At 60.8% G+C, this 17,228-nt stretch carries 13 protein-coding genes and 2 pseudogenes; 9 read left to right on the forward strand and 6 right to left on the reverse strand.

The features are described from left to right. Positions 1-1,075: pseudogene (locus G113_RS11825) on the forward strand (HD-GYP domain-containing protein); the annotation flags it as partial. Positions 1,076-1,126: 51 nt separating this feature from the next. Here the strand turns inward: G113_RS11825 and G113_RS11830 are convergent. The 4 genes and pseudogenes from G113_RS11830 to G113_RS11845 form a co-directional block, all read right to left on the reverse strand. After that, on the reverse strand, positions 1,127-2,152 hold the full coding sequence (locus G113_RS11830; RefSeq protein ID WP_005902291.1) for an FUSC family protein: 1,026 nt from the start codon (positions 2,150-2,152) through the stop codon (positions 1,127-1,129). A gap of 402 nt (positions 2,153-2,554) precedes the next feature. Continuing rightward, a pseudogene (mobB, locus tag G113_RS22075) lies at positions 2,555-3,046 on the reverse strand (molybdopterin-guanine dinucleotide biosynthesis protein B); the annotation flags it as partial. After that, positions 3,043-3,687 (reverse strand): molybdenum cofactor guanylyltransferase MobA, encoded by a 645-nt coding sequence (gene mobA / locus G113_RS11840; protein ID WP_005902295.1) that lies wholly within the window; start codon positions 3,685-3,687, stop codon positions 3,043-3,045. The pseudogene mobB and the gene mobA, both read right to left, overlap by 4 nt. A gap of 287 nt (positions 3,688-3,974) precedes the next feature. After that, a complete protein-coding gene (locus G113_RS11845; protein ID WP_005902296.1) occupies positions 3,975-4,562 on the reverse strand; it encodes a TMEM175 family protein in 588 nt (195 codons plus the stop codon). A gap of 337 nt (positions 4,563-4,899) precedes the next feature. Between G113_RS11845 and G113_RS11850 the strand changes: the two genes are divergently transcribed. From G113_RS11850 to G113_RS11865, 4 genes are all read left to right on the forward strand, one after another. Then, positions 4,900-6,615, forward strand: coding sequence for an NAD-dependent malic enzyme (locus tag G113_RS11850; protein WP_005902298.1), 1,716 nt, complete (start codon positions 4,900-4,902; stop codon positions 6,613-6,615). A gap of 302 nt (positions 6,616-6,917) precedes the next feature. Next, entirely contained in the window at positions 6,918-8,156 is a 1,239-nt protein-coding gene (locus G113_RS11855) for a uracil-xanthine permease family protein (RefSeq protein ID WP_005902300.1), read from the forward strand. 156 nt (positions 8,157-8,312) lie between these two features. Further along, complete coding sequence (locus G113_RS11860) at positions 8,313-9,050, forward strand: dienelactone hydrolase family protein (protein ID WP_005902303.1); 738 nt, start codon at positions 8,313-8,315, stop codon at positions 9,048-9,050. Between the two features lie 106 nt (positions 9,051-9,156). After that, positions 9,157-9,723 carry a lipid-binding SYLF domain-containing protein gene (locus tag G113_RS11865; RefSeq protein WP_005902305.1) on the forward strand — a complete coding sequence of 189 codons (567 nt, stop codon included), beginning with the start codon at positions 9,157-9,159 and terminating at the stop codon, positions 9,721-9,723. A gap of 91 nt (positions 9,724-9,814) precedes the next feature. Here G113_RS11865 and pgl read toward each other — a convergent pair whose 3' ends face one another. Together pgl and G113_RS11875 are read right to left on the reverse strand one after the other, a co-directional pair. Beyond that, positions 9,815-10,828 (reverse strand): 6-phosphogluconolactonase, encoded by a 1,014-nt coding sequence (gene pgl / locus G113_RS11870; protein WP_005902307.1) that lies wholly within the window; start codon positions 10,826-10,828, stop codon positions 9,815-9,817. Between the two features lie 80 nt (positions 10,829-10,908). After that, positions 10,909-11,676, reverse strand: a complete 768-nt coding sequence (locus tag G113_RS11875) for a helix-turn-helix transcriptional regulator (protein WP_005902309.1) — start codon at positions 11,674-11,676, stop codon at positions 10,909-10,911. A 250-nt stretch (positions 11,677-11,926) separates the two neighbouring features. Between G113_RS11875 and G113_RS11880 the strand changes: the two genes are divergently transcribed. From G113_RS11880 to G113_RS11895, 4 genes are read left to right on the forward strand one after another with little or no spacing between them, the layout of a single operon-like run. Next, positions 11,927-13,006 carry a substrate-binding domain-containing protein gene (locus G113_RS11880; protein ID WP_005902311.1) on the forward strand — a complete coding sequence of 360 codons (1,080 nt, stop codon included), beginning with the start codon at positions 11,927-11,929 and terminating at the stop codon, positions 13,004-13,006. A gap of 55 nt (positions 13,007-13,061) precedes the next feature. Then, complete coding sequence (locus G113_RS11885; RefSeq protein ID WP_005902313.1) at positions 13,062-14,546, forward strand: sugar ABC transporter ATP-binding protein; 1,485 nt, start codon at positions 13,062-13,064, stop codon at positions 14,544-14,546. 17 nt (positions 14,547-14,563) lie between these two features. Continuing rightward, complete coding sequence (locus G113_RS11890) at positions 14,564-15,544, forward strand: ABC transporter permease (protein ID WP_005902315.1); 981 nt, start codon at positions 14,564-14,566, stop codon at positions 15,542-15,544. Between the two features lie 29 nt (positions 15,545-15,573). Beyond that, positions 15,574-17,181: a glycoside hydrolase family 3 N-terminal domain-containing protein gene (locus G113_RS11895; protein ID WP_005902317.1), complete on the forward strand. Its 1,608-nt coding sequence runs from the start codon at positions 15,574-15,576 to the stop codon at positions 17,179-17,181. The last annotated feature ends 47 nt before the right edge of the window (positions 17,182-17,228 follow it).

The following is a 17,228-nucleotide window of genomic DNA, read 5'->3' on the forward strand; positions in this document are numbered from 1 at the left end:
CAATTTTGTGTCTCGGCCATACCGGGCTGGAGGCCAACCTGCTTGGCGCTTTCGCAGCCTGTTTCACATCTTTCGCAACGGCGACCAGATAGCCCATGAGCTGATCCATACCCGTTGTCATCGCGGCGCCGAGATAGCACGTCAATTGCGCTTCAGTGATGGGGTCGCCGATGGCATCCTCTCTCTCGATGAGCACTGGAATGGCAAAGGACGCCCCGAGGGGCTGGCGGGATCTGCGATCCCGCTGTTTTCCCGGATAGCCTTGCTCTGTCAGGTGGTGGATGTGTTCCATGCCTCGGCGGGGAGTGCATCTGCCTTGGCCGAGATCCGCTCGCGTAGTGGTACCTGGTTCGACCCAGCCCTGGTGCTCTGTTTTGAACAACTGGCCGATGACGTTTTCTGGCAGGGGCTGGCCTCGCCCGAGCTAAGTGATCGGGTCTTTGGCCACCCGGCCGGGGAGAGCGAGGTGACGCTGGATGAGGATTATCTGGACGAGATCGCCGCCGCATTCGGTCAGGTCGTGGACTCCAAGAGCCCCTACACCGCAGGACACAGCAGCCGGGTCGCGCTCTATGCCGATATTCTGGCGACCCAGCTAGGCCTGCCAGAACCCCGCCGGCGCTGGCTAAAGCGAGCCGCCTTGCTCCATGATGTCGGCAAGTTGGGGGTGAGCAATACCGTGCTCGACAAGCCGGGCAAGCTCGATGCGCAGGAGTGGCGAGCGGTGCAGATGCATGCCGCCTACACAGAAGAGATACTGGGGCGCATCGGCGCCTTCGGCGAGCTGGCCAGCGTGGCGGGTGCTCATCATGAACGTCTCGACGGCCAGGGTTATCCCAAGGGGCTGACGGCAGATCAGATCTCCCTGGAGACCCGCATCATCACCACAGCGGACATCTTCGATGCCATCACTGCCAAGCGTCCTTATCGGGATGCCATTCCGGTGCCTAGAGCGCTGGCCATGATGGAGGAGAGTCTGGGCAGTGCCATCGATCCCGACTGTTTCGCCGCCTTGCAGGCGGGGATCCAGGATTTCTCCATCTACCTCAGCCCTGAACAGCCGCAGGCGAGTTGATCCCGTCATCAATCCCTACTCGCTGACCAGCCCCGCTTCTGCGGGGCTTTTTCATTTTCGCGCCGAGGGGCTGGCGTATGGCTGCAGCACCAGCCCCAGCAAGCGCCCCAAGTGGCTGAGCTGATCGATGAGCTGGCGGTTGAGCCAGAGGTAGCCGTTGATGGCCGCGTCTCCTTCGCCACTCCCCCGAACCTGGGCTGCTGCATCATGTAGCAGGGCGATGGCGTGCTCGGCCTCTTGCAGCTCACCGCTCTTGAGCATGAGCGCGAGCTGGGTGATCGCCGCTTCGGTGGCCCGCTGACAGTCACGCAGCGCCGGGGTGCTCTGCATCAGGAAGTGGCTCTGGCGATCACTCCAATAGGTGTTGGCCAGCATCTCCAGGATGCAGAGGGTGTTGCGCATTGAGGTCTGGATAGCTTCAAACAGGCTGCTGTTCAGACGGGTTTCCTTGACGGCGGGGGTCAGCAAGGGGCGCAGACTGACCACTTTGGAGAGCAGCCGGGAGTGGCTCTGGGCAAGCTTTGGCCGCTCCAGAATATTGGGGGAGAGGTGGGTGTGGTAGAGGCGATGTGCCTGGAGCAGGGTGTCATGCATCTGCAGCCGCCAGTGGCTATAGGCGCGCTGGGGATAGATGCTGCAAAACAGCAGCGCCAGCAGGGAGCCGAGGATCACATCGCCGCTGCGCCACAGCGCCGTCTCTATGTCGCCGGGCATGGCCCCCATGGTGACGCCAAGGGTGATGCCGATGAGCAAGCCGACGTAGGGGCGTTTGCCGAGTGCCAGATAGCCGCACAGAAACATGATGCAGCTGCACCAAATCAGGGTCAGCGGCAGGGAGTAGAGCTCCAGATAGAGCGCCACCACGCCACAGGCCGCCCCGAAGATGGTGCCGACTACCCGTTGCAGGGCCCGTGACAACACATTGCCCCAGAAGGAGATGGGACCCATCACCACCACTAGCGTGATGAGCGGCCAGGTGCTCTCCGGCAGCTTGAGTTCACGGGTCAGCAGGAAGGTGAGGGTGAAGGCCAGTGCAATGCGCAGGCCGTGCACCAGGCGGTAGCGGCCATAGATCAAGAGATCGAGTCGGGAGAGGGGGCATTCAGGCGCAAGGGCATCGTCTCATGGTCAGATTGATACGCTCTCTCGGCCGCATCGCCGGTTTCAGGCCATGGGTCATGGGAGTGGGTGGATCCATACCCGCTCGCCTACCCCGGTGGTCGATTGGGCCGGGTCTGTCTCGATGAGGCAGTTGGCTGCGAGCAGGGCACTGGCAGGCTCTACTTGCAGGGTACCACTGGCGTCCTGCGTGGCATGGCCTGGCTGCTCCCCTGTGCATTGGCCCGGGATGTCTGTCATGACCCGGGCCATGAGGCGCAGCGGCTGCCGATGAATGCCCTGGTTTGCTGAGCGGGCATCATGGGGCGCTGCCAGCGATGGCGCCTTGCCATCGTCACCGCGGGGCACGGTCAACCGGGCACAGATGAAGTCGGCAATGGCGGGCAGATCGTCAACGTTGAACTGGGGCAGGGCTGTGTCTTTGGGGGTATCGCTCACCAGCGCCACTATATCCGGGTCATCCGGGAACAGCAGTGGTCGGCCAATGGCGCCGCGATGCAGCTCTATCTTGGGGAAGTGCTGATGCTTGAAGCCTTCAACCAGCAGCAGATCGAGTATCTCCCAATCGAAGCTGGCCAGCAGATCGGAAAAGCGGGCTTCCCCGTTCGGGGTTTCGACGATGCGGGCATGGCGCATGCTGGAGGCGGCCATCACCTGACTGGCACCGGCCTTGCGCAAGCGATAGCTGTCCTTGCCCGGCTGGTCGATGTCGAAGTCGTGATGAGTATGTTTGAGTACCCCCAGTCGCAGACCGCGCCGATTCAGGAGGGGAATGAGCCGTTCCAGCAATGTGGTCTTGCCGGTGCCGCTCCAGGCCACGAAACCAAGTAAGGGGAGCGGAGTGACTGTCATGACCGCGTCCCTCCCGCCAAGGGGGCGTTCGCGCGCAGCAGACGCGTTTCATAGGCGGCCAGCTCGACACTGTCATTGAGATTGATGAAGGCATCGGGCTGATCGACAAAGCTCACTGCCACCATCTGGTGTCGGACAAACCAGCGGCCAGTCTTGCGCTCCCCCGTTGCCAGCGCCTGTTGCAGGGAAGGGAGCAAGGAGCGGTGCAGCAGAGCGACCACGGGCTGCAGATGGCTGCCATCATGGGCCACCACCAACTCGGTGGCTGGCGTCAGTGCGGCCCGAAAACGGCTCATCAGATCCAGCGGCAGCGCAGGCCCGTCACAGGGGACGAACAGTACCCAATCGTGGCGAGCGGCCGCAAGGCCTGCCTGCATACCGGACAAGGGCCCCAGGAAGTCGTGGTTGCCATCCTCGATGACGGGGGCCAGGGCCTGGTAGCGTGCTTGATTGCGGTTGGCGTTGATCAGTACCTCGTCCACCTGGGGTCGCAACCTGTCCAGCACATGCTCGATGAGCGGTTGGCCCGCCAGAGGCACCCAGCCTTTGTCCTCGCCGCCCATGCGGGTGGCGCGGCCACCGGCCAGGATCACGGCAGAGACGGGGACGTTATCAGTGTTGGTTTCGATTTCTGGCGTCATGTCGCTCTATCAGACTGGGTGAAAGTGAGTCGGGCCGCGGGCCCGTCGGGGCACCACAGCCGCTGGCAGCGGCGAGGCGACAGCGGCTGCGAACCACTTGGGCGCGGCTTTTATCTTGCGTCAGGCGGGTCATCAGGGCAACGGCATTTATAACCGGATATGCCCCGTCCCGCGGTGATCCAGGTCAATCTCGATGGCCTCGGCCCCTGACGGTGGCGGGTGACTTTTCAGGACAAAGGGCGAGCGGGCTCCCTTTGATAATGATGGATGGCGAGTTTGGGAGGGCGTCATGTCGTCTCGCTATCTGCCAGTATGCGCTCGATGCGGCTATCCGGCACCAGCCAGATCAGGGCGACCAGCAGATAGAGGAGCTGGGCCAGCCACTGGGCCCAGAAGGCGGCCGCTATGGCGCAAAAATAGAGGGAAGCAGATATCTTGCCCTTCCAGTCGCCGCCAAGCGCCCGCTTGAGCAGTGAGTTGGCCCCCTGAGAGGCAATGATCAACGCTTGCAAGATAAAGTAGGCGATGGCCGTCATCAGCAGCACCATGCCATAGAGCGCAGTCGGCAGGCTGGCGAAGTGGTTCTCCCCCATCCAGCCGGTGGCAAAGGGGATCAGGGATAGCCAGAACAGCAGGTGCAGATTGGCCCAGAGAATGGGGCCTGTTATGCGACGGCAGGTGTGGAGCATATGGTGGTGATTGTTCCAGTAGATGCCCAGGTAGAGAAAGCTCAATACATAGCTCAGGAACACGGGCAGCAGGGGAGTGAGAGCCTGCCAGCTGGCGCCGTGAGGCACCTTGAGTTCCAGCACCATGATGGTTATCAGGATGGCGATGACGCCGTCACTGAACGCTTCCAGTCGATTGCTTCCCATTTGGGCTCCTTAAAGTCAATGGCCTGGCATCTGAGCCTGGTGGCCGGGGCAGGAACAGCGTGCCGCCATAAGGTGTTTTGCCGCTGATGGCGCGCTTGCCGTGGGGCAAGCGTTCTGATCCGCCTGGGGTCGTCATGGGCACCCTGTCAGGCAGCCCGGGCCGGGCACCTTGAGCTTAGTCGCTGAACAGAGTTTGCCGGATGGGAGGGCGGGGAGGGGTAAGCGACTTTATGCCCGGCTTCACAAAAAGCATGGGGCAAAAGTTATATGATTGTTCGTATTGTGCGTCTCACTCCTTCGCCGCAATGGCGCTTCCCACGTATTAAAGAGAATGACTATGGCTACTGGACAATATCTGCTCTGGAAAGATGCAGAAGGCAATGCTTTTCGCCCCGTCTCCCTCACCGGCACCGACCTGCTCAACAACCGCTATCTCAACAAGAGTACGGCCTTCACCGAACAGGAGCGGGCTGACTTTGATCTGGACGGCTTGCTGCCGCCTCAGGTGCAGACCTTCGAAGCCCAGCTGGAGCGGGTCTATCAAGGCTTTCAAAGTGCCTGCAGCGACATAGAGAAGTATCAGTATCTTCGCGCGCTGCAAGACAGAAACGAGACCCTGTTCTATGCCCTGCTCTCCCTGCACGTCGAGGAGATGACTCCCATCATCTACACCCCGACCGTTGGCAAGGCGTGTCAGGAGTTCAGCCACCGCTTCCAGAAGGCGCGCGGCCTCTACATCACCCCGCAAAATGTCGAGGACATGGGCTCCCAGGCGCGCCATTTCGATGGCAAGGCCATTCGCATCATAGTGGTCACCGACAGCCAGGGCATTCTTGGCATCGGCGATCAGGGGGTGGGCGGCATGGGCATCCCTATCGGCAAACTTTCCCTCTATACTCTGGCCGCCGGTATTCATCCGGCTTGCTGCCTGCCCATTGCTCTGGATGTGGGCACCGACAATCAGACGCTGCTGGACGACCCCATGTACTTGGGGCAGCCCCACAAGCGTATTCGTGGCAAGGAGTATGACGACTTCATCGACAAGTTCGTCGCCGGGGTACAGCGCCACTTCCCCAATGCGGTGCTGCAGTGGGAGGATTTCAGCAAGTCCAATGCCTTCAACAACCTGGCCCGCTACCAGCAGACACAACCCTCCTTCAATGATGATATTCAGGGCACGGGGGCCGTGGTGCTGGCCGGCATCATAGGGGCGGTCAAGGTCAAGGGGGAGACCCTGGGCCAGCAGAACTATCTGGTTTATGGCGCCGGAGCCGGCGGGGTCGGGGTGGCGGATCAGATCTGCGCAGGCCTCATTCGCGAGGGACTTGATCCCCAGGCGGCGCGCGATCGCATCTATATCCTGGATACCCAGGGGCTGGTGTGTGACAACCGTGAAGGGCTCGATGAGTACAAGCGGCGTTACGCCAAGTCGGGCACCCTGCTGGCCGAGTGGGACACCGAGGTCCCTGGCCGAGCCAGCCTCACCGACGTGTTGCGCCATGTGCCGGTGACCGTACTGCTTGGCACCAGCGGTGTGGGTGGTGCCTTCAAGGAAGAACATATCCAGCTGATGCTCGAGCATTCGGCCAAGCCCATGGTATTCCCCCTCTCCAACCCGACCGCCAATTGCGAGGCGCTGCCGTTGGATGTCTATCGCTGGAGTCAGGGGCGCGCCGTGGTCGCCACCGGCAGTCCCTTTGCCGATGTCGAGTATGAAGGGGAGCGCTATCGCATCGGTCAGGGCAACAACGTCTTCATCTTCCCTGGGGTGGGGCTGGCGGCCATCGTCAGCCAAATCAAGGAGCTCGGCGCCGACATCTTCACCACGGCCGCCTTCGCCCTGGCCGAGTGCGTGAGTGAAGCCGACTTGGCGCGGGGTACCGTCTTCCCCCCGATCCGCGACCTGCGCGCCATCTCGGTGCGGGTTGCCACCGCCGTGCTCAAAGACATAGTGCGCCGGGATCCGACCCATCCGCTGATTGGCCAGGATCTGGAACAGCACATCCTCAACCATATGTGGGAGCCGACTTACCTGCCTTATCGCCGTGTATAGAGGCGTTATCCGTGTCAAAACAGGCGACCTTGGGGTCGCCTGTTTCTTTTTAGGCTCGCAAAATAGACAAATAAAAATTTATCCCCTAGGCAAACGATTGGAATTTGCCAGAAATGTGCGTAAAATCGCATCCTCGATGCTTGTAGCAACGAATCCCGCCTAAAAGGTTAGTTTCACGCCCTCCCCAAGCAGTAAAAGGTAAAAGTTGATGCTTTTTTGTGTCAACCCTGCCTTGAAAATATGTAGTGATGATTGAAAAGTGTGAAATATCACCTTCAGTCGTCAAAATCGTAAGGACGCTCATGTTTTCCTTAGTCAAGCAAAGTGTCGCCGGGCTGCAGATCCTGTTTGTCGCCTTCGGTGCCATGGTGCTGGTGCCCCTGCTCACCGGTTTGAATCCCGCCATGGCCCTGCTCGGTGCCGGTGTGGGAACCCTGCTGTTCCAGCTCTGCACCCGCCGTCAGGTGCCGATATTCCTCGGTTCCAGCTTCGCCTTCATTGCTCCCATCATCTATGCCACCCAGACCTGGGGTCTGCCCTCCACCATGTTCGGCCTGTTCGCCGCCGGTTTCATGTATTTCATCCTGGCAGGGCTTATTCGGATACGAGGCATGGGGTTTGTACACAAACTGCTGCCCCCCGTGGTCATTGGCCCGGTTATCATGGTGATTGGTCTCTCCGTCGCCCAGGTCGCGTGCAACATGGCCATGGGTCGTGCCGGTAGTGACCAGGTCGTAGAACCAAACACCGCCCTCATCCTGGCGGGTATCTCCCTGGCGGTCACCCTGATCGCCGCCGTGTTCTGCAAGGGCTGGATCAAACTGATCCCCATCCTTTCCGGTGTGGTTGCCGGCTACGTGGCGGCCATCTTGATGGGGCAGGTGAGCTTTGAGGGCATGGCCAATGCGCCTTGGCTGGCGCTGCCTCATTTCGAGACACCTGAAATCAACTGGGCTGCGGCGCTGTTCATGCTGCCGGTTGCCATCGCGCCTTGCATAGAGCACATCGGTGGCGTACTCGCCATCGGCGGCGTGACCGGCCAGGATTACACCAAGAATCCTGGCCTGCATCGCACCCTGGCCGGTGACGGCATCGGTGTCTGCTTCGCCGGTTTCATCGGTGGCCCTCCCGTCACCACCTACGCCGAAGTGACTGGCGCCGTGATGATCACCCGCAACTTCAACCCGGTCACCATGACCTGGGCTGCGGTGTTTGCCATCATTCTGGCCTTCTTCGGCAAGTTCAACGCCCTGCTCACCTCCATTCCCATGCCAGTCATGGGCGGCATCATGCTGCTGCTGTTCGGATCCATTGCTGCCATCGGTCTCAAGACTCTGATTGAGTCTAAGGTCGATCTAGGTCTGGCTCGCAACATCGCCATCGTCGGTGTGACCCTGACGGTCGGGGTGGGGGCGCTCGAGCTCAAGATTGGTGACTTCGCCCTGGCCGGTGTGGGCCTGGCATCCATTGCCGCAATCCTCCTCAACCTGATCCTGCCCGCCCACTCGCAGGAGGGGGCGATGGCGTCGGCCAAGGATTAAGCCAGCGTCCGTTGCTAGACAGCGCACGAGAGGCCACCCCGGGGTGGCCTCTTTCTATTGGCCGGGACGGCAAGGGCTCAAGGCCCGCGGGCTTGTTCTTTGAGCGGCTACAATCAGGGGCGCAGTGAGTTGCAATGGGCTAACAAGGAGAAGGCGATGAAGATGGCATGGATTCTGGCACTGTTCGGGCTGGTATGGGGCGGTGCGAGTCAGGCGGGCCCGGTCAGTTATGACGTCGATGGTCAAGGGTTCGAGGGGTTCTACCTTGGCAGCGACAAGCAGGCTCCTCTGGTGCTGCTGGTGCATGACTGGGACGGCCTGACCGACTATGAGGTCAAACGCGCCGAGATGCTGGCGGCGCTGGGTTATAACGTGTTTGCCGTCGACTTGTTTGGTGCCGGTGTGCGCCCGACCCAAATGGAGGAGAAGAAGCGACTCACCGGGGCCCTCTATCAGGACAGACCCAGGATGCGCAAATTGCTGATGGCGGCGCTGGGCGAGGCACGGCGATTGGGGTGGCGTCTCGACAATGTGGTGGCGCTGGGTTACTGCTTTGGCGGCGCAGCCGTGCTGGAGCTCGCCCGCAGTGGCGCCGATTTCAAGGGTATAGTGAGCGTTCATGGCGGCCTGACCACGCCCCCCGAGCAGGGCTACAAACAGACCAAGGCGAGCCTGCTTATCCAGCATGGCAGCGCGGATCAGTCGGTTTCATTGAAAGATTTTGCCACGTTGATAGGAGAGCTGGAGGCGGCCGGTGTGACCCATGAGGCGACCAGCTACAGCGGTGCCCCCCATGCTTTCAGCGTCTTTGGCGGCCCCAATTATCGTGCCGACGCCGATGCCAAATCCTGGCAGCGCTTGACCGAGTTTTTGAGCGAGGTGACCAAAGGTTAGAGGGGAAGTGGTGGTTAACAAGAGGTCAGTTTGTCTCCGACGCCATGCTGGCATGGGAGAAGGGCGCTCTGGCCATCCCGCAGGTGAGATAGGAAGGAGTAATGATATGCGTCCATGGATTCAGATTTTAGCGGTGCTGCTGCTTGCTGGCTGCGGAGCCAAGGGGGATACCCCGGCCGAGCAGCGCAATAGTATTCAACAGATGCGTCAACAGGCGCTATCCACCTTGTATGGGCAGGATCCCAACATCAGGCAGGAAGTGACGAGATCCAAGGGCTATGCAGTCTTTACCAATGTGAACAACAACCTGCTGCTGCTCAGCGCGGGCAGCGGCTATGGCGTGCTTCGTGACAATCGTACCGGTCGTGACACCTATATGAATATGGCTACGGCGGGGATGGGGGTAGGCATGGGGATCAAGAAATTCCAGGCGTTGATCATCTTCAACGACACAACAGCGCTGGATCGCTTCATCACGACCGGCTTCGATGCGAGCGCCCAGGCAGATCTGGCTGCCAAGTCGGCCGATGATGGCAAAGTGGTAGTCAGCGAGGCGGCCAATGCCGACTTCCAGAAAGTGAAAATGTACCAGCTCACTGAGCAGGGGGTCGCGGTGCAGGCCACCATGCAGGGTTATAAATACTGGCCGGATGATGATCTCAACGGCAAGTAGTCGCCGGGTTGGCTGATCTTTCCCGCTGGCGGCGCTCGATCTGAGCGCCGCCTGTCTTTGTGGCGACTGAGGCCGCGTGAGCCTCGGGCGCTCAGGCGGGGCATCCGTCGAGGTTCAATACCCTCACCCACATGGCCCCCTTGCCCACCGGCTGGCGGGAGGCGAGGCTCAATTGCCCCGTCGCTGGCGCGATGCGGTGCAGGGCCACATCCTGGGAATCCTGCCCGGTCACAATCAGCGCGTGCCCGCTGTGGTCTATGGCAAAGCCACGGGGGCACGGCTCGGTCGGGAAGTGGGCGAAGGGGGTCAGGGCGCCGGTCTCCTGGTCTATACCGAACAGGGTGAGCAGGCTGCTGGCACGCTCGCTGGTATAGAGGAAACGCCCATCCGGCGTCGAATGGATGTCAGCTCCCCAGCGATTGCCCTCATAGCCTGCCGGCAGCATGTCCAGACTCTCCCGCGCACGGATGTGCCCATCCGCCTCTCTGTGATAGCGGTTGAGGGTGCCATCGAGCTCGTTCAGGCAATAGATATCGCCATTGGTCGGGTGTTGCGCCAGGTGACGTGGCCCGGCGCCGGTTGCGGTGTGAATGTCGCCAAGGGGATGGGGGGCCAGCAGGTCATCGTCACCCAGGGTGAAGCGGCGAATGAGATCCTCCTTGAGACAGGCGACCAGCAGCTCCTGATGACCCTGATCATCGGTCAGCAGGGTCACCGAGTGGGCGGCCATCAGTTCGTCGATACGCTGGTGGGGCGCTTGCACCCGACCGGCGGCATTCATGGGGGACACGCTGACGTGGTTGAAGGCGTAGGAGGCGGCGAAGAACAGTCTGCCCTGCGCATCGGTGCAGGTGTGGGAGGCGCTGCCCGCGAGGGGAGCCGAGCTCGGTTCGCCGAGTCGACCATCAGTCTGGATGGGATAGCTCTGCACCATGAAGTCAGGTCGCACCCCCGCATGGAGCCAGCGCTTGTCCGGGCTGATGACCAGCGGTTGCACTTCACCCCCGGTCTGCACCTGTTGCAGTGGCACCAGCTCATCCTCCATCAGCGCAAAGACATGGATCAATCCGCTGACCGGATTGGCGACATAAACGACTTGTTGCATTGTGCTTTCCTTATGCGCTGACGCCCATCATAGGGTTATTTTTCAGACGAAGCGGGTGGTTGTATCAGTTGCCCAGCAGGCTATTTCTCCAGGCTGAGCAGATAGTTGCGCAGATTGACCCCGCGATTGGCCAGACCCAGCTTGATACGCACGCTGTTGCGATGGTTCTCCACCGTCTTGCGCGCCACATTGAGGGCGCTGGCGATCTCCTGGCTGGACATGCCGCTGCGAATAAACTCGGCCACCTGCATCTCCGAGGGTGTCAGGACTTCCAGCAGGCGCTGGTTGCCCTCTTCCTGCAGGCTGCGCAGGCTCTTCTCCATGCTGGTGCGGATCAGCTCCAGGCACATCTTCAGGGCCGGATCCTGGATCTGGGCCAGTTTCTGTTCCACTTCGGGCAGGTGGCGGGCGATCAGCTGCTGATGCTGCTCGCCGGGGGCCGCCCCCTCAGTGCCGCTGAGTGCGGCCAGGGAGTGGCCGAGTTCGTTGATGAGGCGGTGATCCTGTTCTATGCCGGAGGCATCCTGGCTATCGCTCGGTTTGATCTGCAGACACCAGCTGCGGGAGCCGCTTGCCCCATCGTGAGCAAAGAGCTCGAAGGCAAGGTTGAGGATCTCGAAATGCAGGGCGGGCAGGTTGCCCCGGATCCGCTGGCGTATGGCCTTCAGGTAGTCAGGGCCGACCAGGAACACCAGGTCGTCGAGCCGGTTGAGGGTCAGGGTGTCTACCGGATAACTGGATGCCACCACCTGCTCCTGCTCATCGAAGCTGATGAAATAGATATCATTGCGCGCCAGCAGTTGATGGCAGAGCCCCTGCTCGTCTATGGGGGTCAGCTTGTTACTCATGTTCCTTCCAGTTCTGCATCTCGTTATCGGGCCCCGTATTTCACCTTTATCCATCCCTGCTGTTGTGCTCGGCTCATTCAGCCAATACCCAGGCACCCAGGTTTTTTCTTGCCATTAATTAACAAAAATTAAACGTATTGTGAGCTGCATCGCAAAAACATCGCGCTCTTTAGTGAGGTTTATCTCATTACAGGCTATAAAACACCTAGATAATACCTAGTAACCACTCAATGGATATAGGGAGAATACCATGTTGGCAAAACGCTCACACTTTTTACTGGCGGGATTGACCGCCGCCATGCTGCTCGGCAATGGCGCTCAGGCCGCCGAGGCGACCACTACCCTGGGGCCCAATGGTGAACAGCCGACCCCTTATACCCAGGTAACACTCACCACTGTCCAGCAAGACAAGGTCAAGGCGCAGAACTACACGGCCGCCATCCTGATGCACACCACCTCGGACTGGTCGAGCGCGCTCATCAAGGGGGCCAAGGACAAATTCCAGGACCTGAACGTCAAGGTGGTTGCCGTGACCGATGCCGAGTTCAATGCCAACAAGCAGAAGACGGACGTGGAAACCGTGATGGCCATGGCTCCCGACATCATTCTCACCCTGGTGGTCGATCCCGTCTCCGGCGCCGCCGCCTTCCGTCCCGCGGTTCAGCAGGGCAGCAAGCTGGTGCTGATCAGCAACCTGCCAACGGGCTTTGAATATGGCAAGGATTACGCCGGCATCGTCACCGATGACTTGTTCGAAATGGGTGGCCTGGCGGCCGACATGCTGGCCAGGACGGTCGGCGAGCAGGGCAAGATAGGCTTCATCTACCACGAGGCGAACTACTACGTCACCAATCAACGGGATCAGGCGGTGCTGACCAATCTGGCCAAGCACCACCCCGGCGTCCAGATCCTGGCCAAGCAGGGCATCGCCAATGCCAATGATGGCGAGGTTGTCGCCTCGGCGCTCATCACCCAGCACCCTGACATCCAGGCCATCTATGCCCCTTGGGATTCCATCGCCGAAGGGGTCGTGGCTGCAACCCGCGCCGCCGGGCGCAGCGACATCAAGGTGATCACCATGGACTTGGGCGCCGCCAATGCCCTGGACATGGCCAAGGGCCGCAACGTGGCCGGCATAGTGACCGACCTGCCCTACGATCTCGGCCAGACCTTGGCCACCATGGGAGCACTCGCCAAGCTGGGGGAACAAACTCCCCCCTTCGTCACTGTCTCCGCCGATGCGGTCACCCGTGACAACCTGGCCGAGGCCTGGCAACAGGCGCTGCGTCGGGATCCACCTGCCGCCGTGACCAAGGCTCTCAGCCAGTAAGCCCATAGGTAGTCGCCAGGCGGCTACCTGCCCCACTCATGGAAGGAGTTATCACATGGAGCTGTACGCCATAGAGGCGAGTGGCATCAAGAAGGGGTTTGACGGCATCCCGGTGCTCAAGGACGTGTCGTTTAGCCTCAAGCGTGGCGAGGTGCATGCCATTGTCGGCCAGAACGGGGCGGGCAAATCCACCCTGGTCAAGCTGCTCAACGGTTTTCATGGTCGGGATGGTGGCGAGGTACTGCTGTTTGGCAAACCTTGTCGCTTCACGACCCCCAAAGAGGCCCAGGCCGAGGGGATCGCCATGGTCTATCAGGACTTGAGCCTGGTGCCGACCCTGTCGGTGGCCGACAACATCTTCCTGGCGGGAGGCGGCGAGCGCGGGGCAATCATCTCCAACCGTGACCGGGTACGCCGCGCCGCGCCCCTGCTTGCCATGCTGGGTGTCGACCTGGATCCGAACTGCGAAGTGGGGCGCCTGAGCGTCGGCCAGCAGCAGTTCGTCGAGATAGCCAAAGCGCTGGCCCAGAATGCCCGCATCCTGGTGCTCGATGAGCCGACCGCATCACTGTCCAACAATGAGATCAACGAGCTGTTCAAGGTGATAGCGACCCTCAAGGGGCAGGGGATGTCCATCATCTACATCACCCACTATCTGAGCGACATCATGCGGGTTTGCGACGCCGTGACCGTGCTGCGTGACGGTCATACGGTGCTTGCCACCAACACCAGCAACACCAGTGTCGAAGCCCTGGTCGAAGCCATGCTCGGCAGCAAGGGGGACACCAGCTTGAGTTGGCCACGCTCGGGAGCTGCCGTGGATGCCCTGCCTCTGCTCGAGCTGGACGGGGTGTCGAATTCACAACTGCACGATATCTCCCTCAAGGTGATGCCGGGTCAGGTGGTGGGACTGGCGGGGCTGCTGGGGAGCGGTCGCACCGAGATCCTCGAAGCCATCTACGGTCTGACCCCCATTCAGGGCGGCGAGATCCGCATCAATGGCGAGCCGGTGCGGATCCGCTCCCCCAAGCAAGCCATCGCCCTGGGGATCAACATGGTGCCGGAGGAGCGGCGCAGTCAGGGATTGGTGCTCGATTTCTCGGTGGCCGACAACATGCTGATGGCCGCCTATGACCGACTCTCCCAAGGATTGAGCCTGGACAAACCCAAGGGGGACGCCATGGTGCGTGCCCAGATCAAGAGTCTGGGGGTCAAGACCAGCGGTCCCGAGCAGTCGGTGCGCTTTCTCTCCGGCGGTAACCAGCAGAAGGTGGTGATCGGCAAGTGTCTCTCCACCGAGGCCAAGGTGCTGCTGCTCGACGATCCCACCTTCGGCATCGACATCCATGCCAAATACGAAATCATGAAGATAGTGGACAGCTATGTCGCCGCCGGCAATGGCGCCATCTTCGTGTCCAGTGAATATGCCGAGGTCGCCAGCTTCTGCGACCTCATCTATGTGGTGAACAAGGGACGCATCGTCGCCTGCCTTGAAGGGCGGCGAATGAATGAAGAGACGCTGCTGGCGGCGGTTCAATGACAAACGAGGAGTCAAGGATGAAAGATTTAACCCTGCCGGCGGCCCCCAAGGGCAACGGTATCAACTGGCGCGACTACATCATCTACATGGTGTTCGTCGGCATCTTCGTGTTTTTTTCGGTGGTGCTCCATGACAAGGGCTTCCTGAGCTCCGTCAACCTGATGAACATAGCGCGCCAGACCGCCACCATCGCCATCATGGCGGTCGGCATGACCTTCGTGCTGAGCGCTGCCGAGATAGATCTCTCCTTCGGCGCCACGGTCGCCCTCAGTGCCATCGTTTCGGCCCTGACCCTGCAAGAGACGGACAGCATTTTGCTGGCGGTCTCGGCGGCGCTGCTGGTCGGCACCATGATAGGCGCCATCAACGGCCTGTTCGTGACCCAGGTCGGCATTCCCTCCTTCCTGGTGACCCTGGGCACCACGGGCATCATCACCGGCATAGCCCGCTGGTCCACCTCGCTGCAGTCCATTCCCATCGACAACGATCTCTATGTGTTCATCTTCGGCTCGGGGGACATAGGGCCCATCTCGGTGCTCTTCATCTGGACCATCCTGGTGACGGTGATCGGGGCCTTTGTGCTGCGCAACACCCGTTTTGGCAAACAGGTGCTGGCTACCGGCGGCAACAAGATCTCCGCCATGTACTCGGGCATCAACATCAACCGCATCAAGCTCTACGTGCTGATGCTCAACGGCTTTCTCGCGGCCCTTGCCGGCATTCTCTATTCGGGGCGGCTGCAGAGTGCCCGCTACACCCTGGGAGAGAGCGATCTCATGCTGGTGATCGCCGCCGTCATCATCGGTGGTACCAACCTCTTTGGTGGCAAGGGCATGGTGGTGGGTTCCGTCATCGGTGCCCTCATCATGGGCATGGTCAACAACGGGTTGATCCTGATGGGGCTCAACGTGGATCAGCAGCTGATCCTGCGCGGCATTATCGTCATCGTCGCCGTCACCTTCACCATGGGCCAGCTCAAACAGCTGCGTAAGAAGTAAGTTAACTTTTGAGACTTAAGGACGAGAGCATGAAGATAGATCCCAAGGTGGCGAGCATCATTTCCGGTTGGAGCTTGAAGGAGAAGGTGGGTCAGCTGTTCATCCTGGCCTTCCCCGGCAAGTCCGCCGAGCAGGCGCGTACCATGATAGCCGAGTACAACTTAGGGGGCTGCTACCTCAGCCAGGACAATGGCGATACTTTCGCCGAGGCGCAGCAGCTGACCCGGGATCTGGCAAAGATAGGCGCCGAGCAGAGCCGTCTGCCGCTGCTGCTCGGGGTGGATCAGGAGGGTGCCTGGGGGGTGCTGGTGGGGGAATCCACCACAGGGCCCGGCAACCTGGCCCTCGGTGTGGCTGATGGCGGGCAGGGCACCGAACTCATGTATAAAACCATGGCCGAGGAGATGCGCTTTGCCGGGTTCAACTGCATCCTTGGGCCCTGCTGCGACGTCAATTTCAACCCCAGTTCTCCCATCATCGACAGCCGCGCCTTCGGCGACCGACCGGCCAAGGTGGCGCTGCACTCGGCGGCGGCGGTACGCGGCCTGCACCAGGGCGGGATCTGCGGTAGCGGCAAGCACTTCCCGGGTCACGGAGATACCCATGGTGACACCCACAGGGAGATCCCCAGGGTCGACAAGTCCCTGAGTGAGCTGCGCGAGCAGGATTTGGTGCCCTTCCAGGCGGCCATCGATGCCGGAGTGGACCTGATCATGACCAGCCACATCCTCTACCCGCAGATAGATGCCCATCATCCGGCCACCTTGTCATCGGTCATCTTGCAGGATCTGCTGCGCGATGAGATGGGGTTTGAGGGCATCATCATCTCCGACAGCATGAACATGGGTGCCATCGTTCATCACTATTCACCGGCCACGGCGGCGGTGCTGGCGCTCAAGGCGGGCATCAACATGATCATGCTCTCCGAAGAGCATTACGATCACAGCGACTCCTACCTCGACAAGCAGTTCGCCATGATCCACGGCATCATGGCCGCGGTGGCGGCGGGGGATCTGGACGAGGCACTGATCGATGCCGCTCTGGCTCGCATCGTCGCCTTCAAGCTCGCCAAGCTGGTGCCCATGGCGCTCTATCAACCCATCGACATGGCCGCAAGCCAGAAGGTGGCCAACGCTTGCGCCAGTCAGGCGCTCACCTGGCTGCGTCAGGTACCCGAGCTTGGCGAGGGGCCGCTCTATGTGCTCAATGCCACACCGGTGGCCAGTTATCACAACCTCACCAATCCCCGTGGCATAGGCCCCAATCAGCGCGAACCGGCGTTTGATCACTTTCTCGCGGCCCTGGACAACGGCAGCAGACTGGTGCGCCCCGTGACCCGGGATCAGCTTGGGGCAGTGGGAGACGGCTGGCTCTTGGTGGTGACCGAAAATCATCCCCTGCCCGGGGAAGATTTTGCCCAAGGGGAGGCTCAGGCGCTGGTTCGCCAGCTCAGTCGTGAGATTGACAAGTTGATCGTGGTGGCGCTGCGCAGCCCCTATGACCTGCTCGGCTATCCGGATGTGCGTTACTACCTGTGCAGCCACTCGGCCCGTCCCGAGAGCGCTCGTGCCGCTGCCCAGGTATTGAATGGCACCCTAGCTACCCAGCAGAGCCGGGCGGTGAGTCTGGTCAGTTAAGTTTTTGATTTTCCCGCCATGGCAATGGCGGGGGATTTCTCCTAGGG

The organism is Aeromonas molluscorum 848 (genome assembly GCF_000388115.1).
GTDB classification, from domain to species: Bacteria; Pseudomonadota; Gammaproteobacteria; order Enterobacterales; family Aeromonadaceae; genus Aeromonas; species Aeromonas molluscorum.

Bases quoted from the DNA above. Each gene is read 5' to 3' on its own strand.
- G113_RS11850 (WP_005902298.1), top strand. From the start codon at position 4,900: ATGGCTACTGGACAATATCTGCTCTGGAAAGATGCAGAAGGCAATGCT.
- G113_RS11890 (WP_005902315.1), top strand. From the start codon at position 14,564: ATGAAAGATTTAACCCTGCCGGCGGCCCCCAAGGGCAACGGTATCAAC.
- pgl (WP_005902307.1), bottom strand. From the start codon at position 10,828: ATGCAACAAGTCGTTTATGTCGCCAATCCGGTCAGCGGATTGATCCAT.
- G113_RS11860 (WP_005902303.1), top strand. From the start codon at position 8,313: ATGAAGATGGCATGGATTCTGGCACTGTTCGGGCTGGTATGGGGCGGT.
- G113_RS11885 (WP_005902313.1), top strand. From the start codon at position 13,062: ATGGAGCTGTACGCCATAGAGGCGAGTGGCATCAAGAAGGGGTTTGAC.
- G113_RS11845 (WP_005902296.1), bottom strand. From the start codon at position 4,562: ATGGGAAGCAATCGACTGGAAGCGTTCAGTGACGGCGTCATCGCCATC.
- mobA (WP_005902295.1), bottom strand. From the start codon at position 3,687: ATGACGCCAGAAATCGAAACCAACACTGATAACGTCCCCGTCTCTGCC.
- G113_RS11880 (WP_005902311.1), top strand. From the start codon at position 11,927: ATGTTGGCAAAACGCTCACACTTTTTACTGGCGGGATTGACCGCCGCC.
- G113_RS11865 (WP_005902305.1), top strand. From the start codon at position 9,157: ATGCGTCCATGGATTCAGATTTTAGCGGTGCTGCTGCTTGCTGGCTGC.
- G113_RS11895 (WP_005902317.1), top strand. From the start codon at position 15,574: ATGAAGATAGATCCCAAGGTGGCGAGCATCATTTCCGGTTGGAGCTTG.
- G113_RS11855 (WP_005902300.1), top strand. From the start codon at position 6,918: ATGTTTTCCTTAGTCAAGCAAAGTGTCGCCGGGCTGCAGATCCTGTTT.
- G113_RS11875 (WP_005902309.1), bottom strand. From the start codon at position 11,676: ATGAGTAACAAGCTGACCCCCATAGACGAGCAGGGGCTCTGCCATCAA.